The following is a 12550-nucleotide window of genomic DNA, read 5'->3' as shown; positions in this document are numbered from 1 at the left end:
CTCGTAGCGCATGGCTGTTTCATTAAATCATTGGTAAAACTTTTATTTTCACCAAAGTTTAATCATTCGAAATCACATCAGTTCGATTGCTAAGCCTGGTACAAAGATGCCTGATGTCTCAGGGACTTGTGTTTTAGCTGAAATTGTTTGGGCGAGATTTCGGTGAATTTTTTAAAGAGTTTGTTAAAATTGGAAACGTTCTGAAAACCGCATTCATAACAGATTTGCAAAATGCTGAACTGGTGCTGCATCAGTAATTTGCATGCATATCCTATTTTTAACTCAATAACAAATTGAGAAAATGACTTTTGCATTCTTTGTTTAAAATACCGGGAAAATGCTGTGGGACTCATGTGGGCAATGTCCGCCGCATCAGTCAACCTGATCTGAGATTTGAAATTATTCATGATGTAGGCATGAACTTTATTGAGCCGGTCATTTTCATTTTCGTTGATGTACTGCCCGTATCCGTCACTGGACAACAGCGTCAAATCCTGGGAGTCGGCAAGCAAGCTGAGGATCTCAAGCAGTGTAATGAGCTTGTTGATCCCGGTTTTGTGCACGATTTCATACATCAGAGCAATGACCTCGGCCTGAGTCTTTCCTGAAATTTTGAATCCGCGTGCTGAGACCCGGAGGAATTTTTCTACTGTTTGGAGCTCGGGTACGGTAAAAAAACCATTGCCAAGAAAATCTTCCCTAAAATGGATAACCAGCGCTTCGCAGCAGACATTGCTGTTTTCGCCGGGATTATCACTTTTCCAGGTATGCGCCAGGTTCTTACCGATGAAAATGAGATCATTCTCGTTATAACGGTCGATGTGGTCGCCGACAAACCGGGTTCCCGAACTTTTTACAATCAATGTTAATTCATATTCGGAATGATAATGCCAGAGTCCAGGAAAATTGCCGTTATACACGAAGCGGTTTACACTGAATGAATCAGCCTCTGTTTTTTTGACTTTTAAGAGACGCGGCTCCATAAATTGCTTCTGTATTGGACTGCTGGGAGATTGGGAGTGTTAGAGTGAGATGTGAGATGTGAGATGTGAGATGTGGCTGATACGCTGCATAGCCACGCAGCGTATCAGCCAATTTTTAGATTCTTTCGAGTTTGGTAGGATATACCTTGCTCGCGTTCCATTGACAGACATAGATGTTTTTGTCATTGTCGATACAAACATCATGACAGTGTTTGAAGATCGGTTTATCCTGCACCATAAGCTGTAATTCGCCATTTTTGTATTCCGGCTTAGTACCGCCGGGATTGGAGATCACCTTGTTGTTTTTGTCAAGGATAGTCACAAATCCGGAGTTTGGTGTTTGGTTGAGATAGCGCAACCTCGACCAGCATACCCCTGCATACAGGTTGTCGCCATCCAACACGGGACGACATACAAAAGCGCCAGGAAGAAAGAGTGTACTCAGATACTTCCCATCCAGTGTGAATCGCTTGAATGCGTTATGTACTCTTGAGGTAACCAGCAGGGTAGGGTTAGCCTTATCCCGATAATCAATTTGTACACCATGGGCCGTTGAGAATTGTGCGTCACCGTCACCATTTCCCCCAAATTTTCCGATATACTCTCCTTTCGGAGTATAGCGAAGGATCCATTGTGAGCCATATCCATCGGCAACATAAATGGTGCCATCGGGTCCGATCGCTGATTCCGTTGGTTTGAAAGGATCTTTTTCCTGATATGCGCCTACTTTCGAGGGATGTTCAATGGTAAGCAGGACTTTTCCTTTCAGGTCGGTCTTGAAAACCTTTCCCAGATTGGGATCGCAGATGAACAGGAATTCTTCGCCGTTGGCGTTCCATAAAGTAAGTCCGTGTCCGCCTGGAAAATCATGTCCCCAGCTGTCGATGAGTTTACCTGAACGGTCATAAATCAGGATATTGTTCTTTACATTATCGCCAACCATGATGAGACGGCCCTTGCTGTCCTGAACCATTTCATGGCAATTGTTCACAGGGAATTGTGAGGAGTCAAGAGTTCCCCAGCCCTGATGAACCTTATATTTATGCGTACCATGGCCTATAACGTCACCATCCACTTTTGGCTTTGCGTGAAGTATGTAGAATGGTTTGAAAGTTAGCGCTGCTGCTGCAATGGCAGTAATTTTTGTGAAGTCCCGGCGGGTCTGGTTCTCTGACATGATTATGTTTTTTTTATCAAAAGACAATCCTGGTTGTTTCTTACTATAAGGTAAACAACGGCGAAATACTAACGGTCGGATTTTGAATATATTTAAAAAAACAAAAGCCCGTTAAGGGCTTTGAAACTATATGAAAAGGATGAATCTTCATTCCTATTGCATAATCCGGCTTAAAGTGTTGCCGAGTACCTTTTACCGTAGCGGTTTAGCCAGTCCAGCAATCTTTTTACGTCATTCATTTTGAATAACTCGCTACCCGCGTTCATCGTGGCTGCTGATCCGCAAGCTACCCCCATGCGCACGGCCTCACGAAGCGATTTACCTTGAGAAAGCGTCCATACCATTCCAGCCACCATGCTATCGCCCGCACCTACTGTGCTTTTCTTTTGAACCGGAGGGGCAGGGATATGTTCTATCTGATCTTCTGTTACGAGCATGGCGCCCATGGCTCCCATCGAAACCACCACCACCTCACATTGTCCGCGTATGATCAATGCTCTGGCGGCATCATCCACATCGTTCATTTCCAACTTCTCGACACCCACCAGTTCACTTAGCTCTGTGATGTTTGGTTTTAATAAATATACACCCGATTCGGCTGCGTGTCGGAGTGCTTCCCCGGAGGTATCTGCAATGAAACGGGCGCCTTGTTTATGGGCAATTTTTGCGATTTGTCCGTAAAAGTCATCGGGCACCCCAGGAGGTAAACTTCCGCTGGCAATGATGTAGGACGGTTTTGGGTCGAATTCCTCAAGTGTTTCCAATACGGTCCGAACCTCGGTGGGCATCATTTCGGTTCCGGGAACACCAAATCGGTATTGAAAGCCGGTACTCGTTTCCAGAACGTGAAAGTTTTCACGTGTCCATTGTTTGGTTTCAATGACCACAGTTTCTACGCCCTCACCTTTCACGAGCTTATGCAGGCGCTGTCCGGTGGGCCCGCCAATCGTAAAAACAGCCGTAGGATTACCGCCTAGTCTATGGATTGCTTTGGCAACATTAATGCCCCCGCCTCCTGCCTCAAAATTGGGTGTGTCACAGCGTAACTTGAGTTCGGGTACAATGCGATCGACATTAGCGCTTTTGTCAAGAGCTGGATTAATGGTAAGGGTAACTATGGGTCCGGTTGCCATGAAATGAAGATGGATATCGTGGTGGAACAACAACTTAAATCTGTTTCCTGCACGAAATTACGCGAATAAATTAAAATAGCGACCCGGGCGGCCGGGAATTGTGAGTCAAACGGGGATGCCAGGGAATAAACAAGAACTGCCCGGCGTATGAATAAACATGAAAACGCCCTGTCTACACACAAGAAGGCAGGGCGTTCTACGCAATATTGCTGAACAGATCAGGCAACCGACCTTAGCAGGGCCATTGAAGATTTATCAAATTTTTCCTGAGCGTAATCCAGCGAAAGGGTGAATTCCTTCACATCTTTTTGAGAGGGGAGGTCAAACATGGCATCTGTCATGATTGATTCGCAGATGGACCTGAGGCCCCGAGCACCCAGCTTGTATTGCATCGCCTGATCGACGATGAAATCGAGAACAGCCTCTTCGAAATGAAGTGTAATTCCCTCCATGGCAAATAGCTTGGCATATTGCTTCACAAGTGCATTTTTGGGCTCCGTCAGGATACGCCTCAAAGTTTCCCGATCCAATGGATTGAGGTGTGTGAGCACCGGCAGACGACCGATCAGTTCAGGAATGAGTCCGAAAGATTTCAAGTCCATTGCCGTCACATAACGCATCAGATTACCTTTGTCGAATATTTCAATGATCCGGTTGTCGCCCGAGAATCCGATAGGACGAGTATTGATCCGTTTACCAATATGACGTTCGATACCGTCGAAAGCACCTCCGCAAATGAAAAGAATATTTTCGGTGTTGATGGTGATCATCTTTTGATCCGGGTGCTTGCGTCCTCCCTGTGGGGGTACATTTACAGAAGATCCTTCCAGTAATTTGAGAAGCGCTTGCTGTACACCCTCTCCACTTACGTCACGCGTTATGGATGGGTTGTCCGATTTGCGGGCAATTTTGTCTATTTCATCAATGTAAACAATGCCTCTTTCTGCCGCTTCTACGTTGTAATCGGCTGCTTGCAGCAGGCGGGTTAGGATGGTTTCGACATCTTCTCCCACATAACCTGCCTCTGTAACGACGGTGGCATCGGCCACGCAGAAAGGAACCTGCAGGATACGAGCGATGGATTTGGCAAGATAAGTTTTGCCGGTGCCGGTTTCGCCTACCATGATAATATTGGATTTTTCAATCACGACATCATCATCGGTGGTAGTCTGGTTCAGACGTTTATAATGATTGTATACAGCAACTGCCAGCGAACGTTTTGCTTCATCCTGACCAATCACATATTGTTCAAGAAAACGTTTTATTTCTGTTGGCGGGATCGATTTTAACTTGGGAAGCTTAGATTTCTTTTCCTTTTTATCTTCTTTGGTGCCTAGTTCTTCCGATATAACCTGATATCCCTGTGCAATGCAATGATTACAGATATGGGCATCAATACCAGATAACAATAAATCAACTTCATTTTTTTTGCGTCCGCAAAACGAACAACTTACTTGTGCCATTGCTTAAATATGTACAGTTATGATATGAGCCTGCCTGGTTTCCTCAAGTCTTCCAAGAAATATAGATGACGTCAGGAGTAACATCTGAATGACCTTGAATGTTCATTCTTGCGCTAAAAGGTGTCGTTCACTTGCTTACTTGACCATTCAGACGATATTTTTAGGCGGGAACCACTAAATATTTTTTTTCAATTTGAATTGATGCTAAACCGCCAGCGCCGTACAAAGTTCCGGTTTTTTGTGCGGGTTACCAAATAGCCCACTGCGTAGCATAGCAAAACCGCCGGATAGAAGCACTATCCGGCGGTTTCAGCTGTATGCAGGCTTGTTATTATTTGTCTCTTGTCAATACTTCGTCGATCAATCCATATTCTTTGGCCTCGCCGGCACGCAGCCATTTATCACGATCAGAGTCCAGCGCAATCTGCTCTGCTGTCTGGCCGGTATGATTGGCAAGAATTTCATAAAGCTCATGGCGGAGTTTTACGATTTCACGTGTGGTTATTTCAATATCGACCGAAGTTCCCTGTGCGCCGCCTGATGGCTGGTGAATCATCACACGCGCATGTGGAAGCGCCGAGCGCTTGCCTGCTGCTCCTCCCGCTAAAAGTACCGCCCCCATGGAGGCAGCAAGGCTGGTACACACTGTAGCCACATCCGGACGTACATATTGCATCGTATCGTATATGCCCAAACCGGCGTAAACAGAGCCACCAGGACTATTGATGTACATCAGTATATCTTTTTTGGCATCGGCGGATTCCAGAAACAAAAGCTGTGCGACGATGATATTCGCGATGTTATCGTCTACACCTGTTCCCATAAAAATGATACGGTCGGCCATCAGTCGTGAAAAGACGTCAACTTCCCTGAAATTCATCGGACGTTCTTCAATAACGGAGCGCGTCATGTTTTCAACTGTGTGGTTTACGTAGCCATCTACGGTAAGACCGCTCATTCCAAGGTGCTGAACGGCATATTTTCTAAATTCATTTCCGTGATTCATGAATAAACTTTAATTTAAAATTGATATGTAATGTAAAGAGTACATTTGAGGGAGAACAAAATGCGCGTAGTCTTAGTTTCTAATACGTCATGCATCATTATTCGTTGCCGATTACAAATTTGAATAAATCATTGAAGAAACCTTGTTTGTGGAAGCGATTAATTGTCGAAAAATGTGATAATAATGTTTTAATATGCCAATTATATTGCGTGGGCAAAGTAAAACTCGTTTTTTAATCAAAAGAATAAACCAGATTTAGACCTATTACCATGGACGCTGCATCACGACTATCGGAAAGAATACGACAGTTCAGATTACAAAAGGGCCTGTCACAGGAAAATATGGCGGATATGCTTGGGTTATCTACGACTGCTTACGGCGACCTTGAACGCGGGCGAACAGAGTTGTCTGTATCCAGGTCGGAAACAATCGCGAAGCTGTTGGATATACCTTTAACTGAACTTCTTGGGCTGGAATCGGCTTCGTTGTCTGAAACCGAATGGCTCCGTCAGGAAAATACCCGATTGCTGGCTTTGAATGGACGGCTACAGAATGACCTGGATCAGTGGAAAAGTAAGTTTAAACTGTGGTTTGGCGATGGGGTGATCCGTCAGATAGGTCAGGAGCGGGAGCGGATTGGGTTTTAGGGCATGGGGCATGGGGCGCCTTGGGCTTAAGCATAAAGGTCGCTTGACATGCTGTCAGGCGACCTTTATTGTACATGTATTGTTGTTATGCTTCCTGCGCTTCTCCTTTTGCAAGGGCTTCAAACTCGCTCACTTCAATCGTTTGCTCATCTGTGGGCACTTGGTTGCGTATTACATCAAGTACTTTGTTGTCAAAAACCTGGTTAAAAATACTGGTATAATTGTCCCGCTCTTTGTCGGCAAGATATCCTTGTGCAACGCGGTCGATGGTTTCTTTCATATTTTCATCGTCACCGTAGATGCCAAATTGTCCCTTTACCATATTACGGGTAAACTCAAGAATTTCAGGGTATTCCACTTTAACGCCTGCCGTGTCAGCTATTTTATTTTTGATCAGGCTCAATTTCAAAGATTTCTGAAAATCTTCAAATTGCTCCTCAATCTGCTCACGAGTAAATTTACCTTCGTTGGTTTTTTCAAGCCAGTCTTTCAAGAAATCACCTGGCAATTCAATGGCGATATTGTCCAGCAGCGCAATTTCGATGTCACGACGCAACAGGGCTTCTGTTTCCCTTTCGTAGTTTCCTTTGATCACTTCAAGTACTTTCTCCTTGAACTGCTCTTCATTTTCTACTACGCCTGCTCCCAGCACTTTGTCGAAAAGCTCCTGCGTCAACTCTGCCGGAGCAGACCGTGTGATGTCTTCAACAATTAAAGTGTATTCACCTTCCAGTGAAGCTACATCTTCTTTTTTCTTACCGGTAACATGTGCGATCGCCGCTTCGTCATTAAAGGTATTTTGAATATCAAATGTGATTACATCCTCTTTCTTTACACCAATAAATTTAGGCAAGGCATCTTCTGAAAGCTGCTTGGTTGGCACAGCGGTACGGGTTGTGAATTCAGTAGCTTCCTGCTTCAGTTCACCAAAGATCATGTCTCCCAATTCACTCACTTCTGGGTGCGTACTATCAGGGAACCTCTCGCGAAGATTGTCAATGGTTTTGGCTAGTTCAGCGTCGTCCGCATTGATTGTGTAACGTTTTACGGCCGGAAGCTCCGACAGATTTGTGTCGAAGTCACTGGCAATACCGAGATCGTAGGCAAACTCGAGTTCAGTAGCATTATCCCAGTTTACTTCCGCAGCCTTTTCCCGATCCGGTACAGGATCGCCCACCACCTGAAGTTTATTTTCACGGATGTAAGTACTTACCGCAGTGCTGAGCAGGTTGTTCACTTCGTCAACCAGAATGCTTTTGCCATACATGCGTTGAATCACATGAGATGGAACCTTGCCCGGGCGAAACCCTTTCAGATTCACACGTTTAGCATAATCCTTGATCGTCTTATCTACTTTTGGCTGATAATCCTCTTTGGTTAGCTTTACTTTAAGCGATGCTAAGGTTGGCGAATTCTTCTCTAACAAAACTTCCATGTGTTCCTTATATGAGATTGGTAAAAATACTTTAAGATAAAAAATAAAATAAAAATGCCCTCAAAACATTGTCCTGAGGGCATTTGACGGGTTTGAATCGGAGCAGATTATCTTTTTTTAATTAGATAGGAACCTGACGCCCCGTCATTCCCTTGTTATTCGTACGGGCGGAGGGAATCGAACCCCCACGCCTTGCGGCACTAGATCCTAAGTCTAGCACGTCTACCAGTTCCGCCACGCCCGCTCTTAAAAACCAACTTATTTAACTGCTATCGTTAAATTGGGAGTGCAAAGGTATTATTATTTTTTTAAAACTTCCAAATAATTTTAAAACTTTATTGTTTAGGTAAAATAGTATTGAATAATGTCACTAAAATTTGTTATTTTGGTGAAGCATACCAATTAAACTTAGCAGTGGAGCAACTCGTTGAAACCCTCTCTATTGATCTGGAGCAGGAGCGTAAGGAAATCCTGAAAAAATACCGCAGGCTGTTACGGACAGCCAAGCCTTTTTTAAAGGATAATGATGCAAAACTGATCAAAAAAGCCTTCTATACCTCCGTGGAGGCGCACAAAGACATGCGTCGCAGATCCGGGGAACCGTATATTTACCATCCGCTGGCTGTGGCACAGATTGTTGTAGAGGAGATTGGCCTGGGTACCACCGGGATCGTCGCAGCGCTTTTGCATGATGTGGTGGAAGACACCGATATGCGGATTGAAGATATCGAACGCTTGTTTGGCAAAAAAGTAGCCAAGATCATCGATGGGCTCACCAAAATATCCGGTCGATTTGAGTACGGCACCTCTCAACAAGCTGAGAACTTCAGAAAAATGCTGCTGACGCTTTCCGATGATGTGAGGGTAATTCTGGTAAAGCTGGCGGACAGGCTTCATAATATGCGGACGCTTGACAGTATGCCGCGGGACAAGCAGCTCAAAATTGCTTCGGAAACGATCTTCATCTATGCGCCACTTGCGCACAGGCTCGGACTGTACAGTATTAAATCGGAGCTGGAGGAGCTTTATCTGAAGTACACAGAGCCTCAGGAATACCGTGGTATTGCCAGAAAGCTACGCGAAACGAAAGGGATAAGGGATCGGTTTATCTCCAAATTTATGGAGCCCATTTCGCAGGACCTGGAAGCTGCCGGCTTAAATTTCATTCTGAAAGGCCGGCCAAAGTCCATTTATTCCATCTGGAATAAAATGAGGAAACAGAATAAGCCTTTCGAAGAAATTTATGATTTATTTGCTGTAAGAATTGTGCTGGAATCATCGGTGGAAGGAGAGCGAGAGAAGGCCATCTGCTGGCAGGCTTATTCTATTGTCACGGATCATTATAAGCCCAATCCGGACCGTCTTAAGGATTTTCTGAGCACACCAAGGGCCAATGGATACCAGTCCCTGCACTCAACGGTAATGAGTAAAAGCGGGCAGTGGGTGGAGGTGCAGATTCGTACATCGAGAATGGACGAAATTGCTGAAAAGGGTTATGCCGCGCACTGGAAATACAAAGGCAATGATACCAAAGTTCGTGGAAACATTGAGCAATGGATCACCCAGGTACGAGAGACCCTTGAAAATAATTTCGGGGATAAAACGGCAGCCATAGAGTTTCTGGACGAGTTTCGGAGTAATCTTTTCAATGAAGAGGTTTTTGTATTTACACCAAAGGGAGAATTAAAGGTTCTTCAAAGTGGCTCTACGGCACTCGATTTTGCTTTTGATATTCACTCTGAGGTAGGCGTGCATTGCATGGCTGCAAAAGTAGGCGGCATATTGGTTCCGATCAGTTATGTCCTCAACAACGGGGATCAGATTGAAATCATTACTTCCAATAAGCAAAAACCGAATGAGGATTGGCTCCGTATTGTGGCAACTTCCAAGGCGCGTGCGAGAATCAAGGACTTTTTGAAGGAGGAAAATAAGCGCTATGAAACGGATGGCCGTCAGATGGTAGAGAAGAAGCTGAAGGTGCTGGGTATTGAATTGAATGCCGAAGTAACCAATCAGCTCCGTGCTTTCTTTGAAAGTAAGACTGCCGCAAACTTCTTTTATAGGATAGGCAAAGGATACCTTCATCTGGATGAACTTAAAAGGTTTAAAAAAGATAAAGAAGCTAAGGAAAGGAAAGCGAACGGGCTTGCAGCCGTCATACCTGAAGGGAGTGACGGGAAATCGCTGACTAAATTGTTGAAGAATATTCATGGTGACCGGGCAGACAACGATACGTTACTGATCGGAGATGACATGGATAAAATCGACTATAAGTTGGCTCAATGCTGCAATCCTATCGCGGGGGATGATGTTTTTGGCTTTGTAACCATCAACGAAGGCATTAAAATCCATAGAACGACCTGCCCGAATGCAGCAGAGCTGATGTCGAAACATGGTAACCGGATCATCAAAGCCAAGTGGGAATCGAGTAAACACGAGGCTTTTTTGGCGGGATTGTACATTTCAGGGACAGATCGGGTGGGCCTCATCAACGATGTTACCCGAATAATTTCCAATGAGCTCCATATTAACATGCGGGGACTCACCATCGATACGAAGGATGGTGTGTTCAATGGAGATATCAAGCTCTATGTACAGGACACAAAACATTTGGATATCCTGATCAATAAATTGGAACAGGTTGAGGGTGTATACAAAGTACAACGGTTTGATACCAATTTAAACGGGAAGGATTGAGACAAGGAACCAATAAGAAATAGTCTTGTTATTCAGGGTGATGAACGTCAAAGCAATTCGCAGGAGCAAGCTGCGGATTGAATTCTCTCTGTGATTTATGTAAAAAAAACGCGTTCTTTGCGCAAGATTTTCAAAAGATATGCCACAAGCAAGCAAACCAAATTTTGAAGCCGCCAAGAAAATATTAACGGCTTACCTTGAAAATAAAGGACTTCGTAAAACTCCGGAACGTTTTGCCATTCTGGAGGAGATATATACCCGTGAGGATCACTTTGATGTGGATGAGTTGTACATCAGTATGAAAAATAAGCGCTATCGGGTCAGCCGCGCTACTGTTTACAATACGCTGGATGTCCTGGTCGACTGCGATCTGGTTACCAAGCATCAGTTTGGGAAGAATCTCGCTCAATTTGAAAAATCATACGGTAACAAGCAGCATGATCATTTGATCTGCACCGACTGCCATAAAGTGATGGAGTTTTGTGATCCCCGGATACAGTCTATCCAAAACATGGTGGGCGAAATGCTTAATTTCACCGTTCTGCATCACTCCCTTATTTTTTACGGCAACTGCACCAAAGAGAATTGCCAGAACCGTAATGAAGTAGCGAGGGAAAACTCAGTTTTGGAAGAGGACAGAAGATAGGTGTCATACCTGCCTTGTCCCACGTAATTAATTAACAATCAGTAATCAAATATTGAATGAAAGTAGATGTTCTGCTTGGTCTCCAATGGGGAGATGAAGGAAAGGGGAAAATTGTGGATGTTCTGGCACCGAGGTACCAGGTAGTAGCCCGCTTTCAGGGTGGCCCCAATGCAGGCCACACACTTGAATTTGATGGAATCAAACATGTGCTCCATCAAATTCCATCCGGAATCTTTCGGAGTGATATTCAAAATATCATCGGAAATGGTGTGGTGCTTGACCCCATCGTGTTCAAAAGGGAGATAGAAAACCTGGCAAAGTATAACCTGGATCTGGTAAGTAATCTTTTTGTATCAAAGAAGGCTTCGTTGATCCTGCCTACGCATGCACTTCTGGATGCGGCTTATGAGCGCTCAAAGGGAGATTCCAAAATTGGATCCACCCTCAGAGGTATCGGGCCGACGTATCAGGATAAAATTGCAAGGTTGGGACTGAGGGTTGGAGACGTTGTTTCACCGAATTTCAAAGCCAAATACGACAAGCTGGTTGATGCCCATAAGGTCATTCTTGATTTTTATTCTTTTGACCATTCTGCTGTATTGGCCCAGTCGGAGGAGAACTTCTTCGCTGCCATTGAATTCATGAAGCAGTTCACCCTGGTGGATAGTGAATATGTGGTGAATGATGCCCTTACAAGTGGTAAAACCGTACTGGCCGAAGGAGCGCAAGGTTCCTTGCTTGATATTGATTTTGGATCCTATCCATTTGTGACCAGTTCTACCACGATGGCCGCAGGCGCCTGTACCGGTTTAGGGATTGCTCCAAGCCAGGTAGGTGAGGTGTTCGGGATTTTTAAAGCTTATTGCACGCGCGTGGGAAGCGGACCATTTCCAACCGAACTGCTGGAGGAAACGGGAGAAAAAATGCGCAAAGAAGGGCGTGAGTTTGGAGCAACCACAGGACGTCCGCGTCGTTGTGGGTGGCTTGATCTGCCTGCATTGAAGTATGCGATCATGATTAATGGCGTCACGCAACTGATTATGATGAAAGTGGACGTGCTGACCATTTTTGACAATATCCGGGTTTGCACGCATTACCGTCTGGAAGATGGTACAGTGACGGATCAGCTTCCGTACGACCTTTGCGATGGCGTTGTGGAGCCTATCTATAAAGATTTTGACGGTTGGCAGCAGTCCCTGGATGGTATCCGGGATTTCGAGGACATACCAGCACCCTTACTTGCTTATGTTAAGTTTCTGGAAGATGAGTTGAATTTGCCCATTACTTTTATTTCTACTGGTCCCGACCGGGAGGCTTTAATCAGCCGCGAAGCATCTGCCATCGCCGGTTAATAATTGAATGA

10 protein-coding genes and 1 tRNA gene are annotated in these 12550 nt (G+C 44.8%); 4 read left to right on the top strand and 7 right to left on the bottom strand.

All coding sequences use genetic code 11. From position 1 onward, the window contains the following. Positions 1-89: 89 nt before the first annotated feature. The 5 genes from DYADSP32_RS13730 to DYADSP32_RS13710 all read right to left on the bottom strand — a co-directional run bounded on the left by DYADSP32_RS13730 (position 90) and on the right by DYADSP32_RS13710 (position 5762). Complete coding sequence (locus DYADSP32_RS13730; protein WP_149242204.1) at positions 90-983, bottom strand: AraC family transcriptional regulator; 894 nt, start codon at positions 981-983, stop codon at positions 90-92. Positions 984-1098: 115 nt separating this feature from the next. Beyond that, the gene (locus tag DYADSP32_RS13725) at positions 1099-2160 is read right to left on the bottom strand and encodes a 6-bladed beta-propeller (RefSeq protein ID WP_149242205.1); all 1062 of its coding nucleotides are present in this window, start codon (positions 2158-2160) and stop codon (positions 1099-1101) included. A gap of 170 nt (positions 2161-2330) precedes the next feature. Beyond that, on the bottom strand, positions 2331-3293 hold the full coding sequence (locus tag DYADSP32_RS13720; RefSeq protein ID WP_149242206.1) for a 1-phosphofructokinase: 963 nt from the start codon (positions 3291-3293) through the stop codon (positions 2331-2333). A 218-nt stretch (positions 3294-3511) separates the two neighbouring features. Further along, positions 3512-4756: an ATP-dependent Clp protease ATP-binding subunit ClpX gene (clpX, locus tag DYADSP32_RS13715; RefSeq protein WP_149242207.1), complete on the bottom strand. Its 1245-nt coding sequence runs from the start codon at positions 4754-4756 to the stop codon at positions 3512-3514. Between the two features lie 331 nt (positions 4757-5087). Then, positions 5088-5762 (bottom strand): ATP-dependent Clp protease proteolytic subunit, encoded by a 675-nt coding sequence (locus DYADSP32_RS13710; RefSeq protein WP_149242208.1) that lies wholly within the window; start codon positions 5760-5762, stop codon positions 5088-5090. A 269-nt stretch (positions 5763-6031) separates the two neighbouring features. Between DYADSP32_RS13710 and DYADSP32_RS13705 the strand changes: the two genes are divergently transcribed. Beyond that, positions 6032-6409 carry a helix-turn-helix domain-containing protein gene (locus tag DYADSP32_RS13705; protein ID WP_149242209.1) on the top strand — a complete coding sequence of 126 codons (378 nt, stop codon included), beginning with the start codon at positions 6032-6034 and terminating at the stop codon, positions 6407-6409. A gap of 85 nt (positions 6410-6494) precedes the next feature. Here the strand turns inward: DYADSP32_RS13705 and DYADSP32_RS13700 are convergent, their stop codons facing one another. Further along, on the bottom strand, positions 6495-7844 hold the full coding sequence (locus tag DYADSP32_RS13700; RefSeq protein ID WP_149242210.1) for a trigger factor: 1350 nt from the start codon (positions 7842-7844) through the stop codon (positions 6495-6497). Positions 7845-8006: 162 nt separating this feature from the next. Beyond that, positions 8007-8088 (bottom strand) — tRNA-Leu (locus tag DYADSP32_RS13695). A 170-nt stretch (positions 8089-8258) separates the two neighbouring features. On the opposite strand from DYADSP32_RS13695, the gene DYADSP32_RS13690 reads away from it, so the two are divergent. From DYADSP32_RS13690 to DYADSP32_RS13680, 3 genes are all read left to right on the top strand, one after another. Continuing rightward, positions 8259-10541: a RelA/SpoT family protein gene (locus DYADSP32_RS13690; protein WP_149242211.1), complete on the top strand. Its 2283-nt coding sequence runs from the start codon at positions 8259-8261 to the stop codon at positions 10539-10541. Positions 10542-10680: 139 nt separating this feature from the next. Continuing rightward, the gene (locus DYADSP32_RS13685) at positions 10681-11187 is read left to right on the top strand and encodes a transcriptional repressor (protein WP_149242212.1); all 507 of its coding nucleotides are present in this window, start codon (positions 10681-10683) and stop codon (positions 11185-11187) included. 56 nt (positions 11188-11243) lie between these two features. Next, entirely contained in the window at positions 11244-12539 is a 1296-nt protein-coding gene (locus DYADSP32_RS13680; protein WP_149242213.1) for an adenylosuccinate synthase, read from the top strand. Positions 12540-12550: the final 11 nt, after the last annotated feature.

This window comes from Dyadobacter sp. 32 (genome assembly GCF_902506755.1).
Taxonomy (GTDB): domain Bacteria; phylum Bacteroidota; class Bacteroidia; order Cytophagales; family Spirosomataceae; genus Dyadobacter.
Note: the sequence above shows the minus strand (reverse complement) of the source record. Positions and strands in the feature narration are given on the sequence as shown.

What these genes read in the sequence shown, in the direction of transcription:
- DYADSP32_RS13725 (WP_149242205.1), bottom strand. Translation starts at nt 2,160, where the DNA reads ATGTCAGAGAACCAGACCCGCCGGGACTTCACAAAAATTACTGCCATT.
- DYADSP32_RS13730 (WP_149242204.1), bottom strand. Translation starts at nt 983, where the DNA reads ATGGAGCCGCGTCTCTTAAAAGTCAAAAAAACAGAGGCTGATTCATTC.
- DYADSP32_RS13720 (WP_149242206.1), bottom strand. Translation starts at nt 3,293, where the DNA reads ATGGCAACCGGACCCATAGTTACCCTTACCATTAATCCAGCTCTTGAC.
- DYADSP32_RS13685 (WP_149242212.1), top strand. Translation starts at nt 10,681, where the DNA reads ATGCCACAAGCAAGCAAACCAAATTTTGAAGCCGCCAAGAAAATATTA.
- DYADSP32_RS13710 (WP_149242208.1), bottom strand. Translation starts at nt 5,762, where the DNA reads ATGAATCACGGAAATGAATTTAGAAAATATGCCGTTCAGCACCTTGGA.
- DYADSP32_RS13680 (WP_149242213.1), top strand. Translation starts at nt 11,244, where the DNA reads ATGAAAGTAGATGTTCTGCTTGGTCTCCAATGGGGAGATGAAGGAAAG.
- clpX (WP_149242207.1), bottom strand. Translation starts at nt 4,756, where the DNA reads ATGGCACAAGTAAGTTGTTCGTTTTGCGGACGCAAAAAAAATGAAGTT.
- DYADSP32_RS13700 (WP_149242210.1), bottom strand. Translation starts at nt 7,844, where the DNA reads ATGGAAGTTTTGTTAGAGAAGAATTCGCCAACCTTAGCATCGCTTAAA.
- DYADSP32_RS13705 (WP_149242209.1), top strand. Translation starts at nt 6,032, where the DNA reads ATGGACGCTGCATCACGACTATCGGAAAGAATACGACAGTTCAGATTA.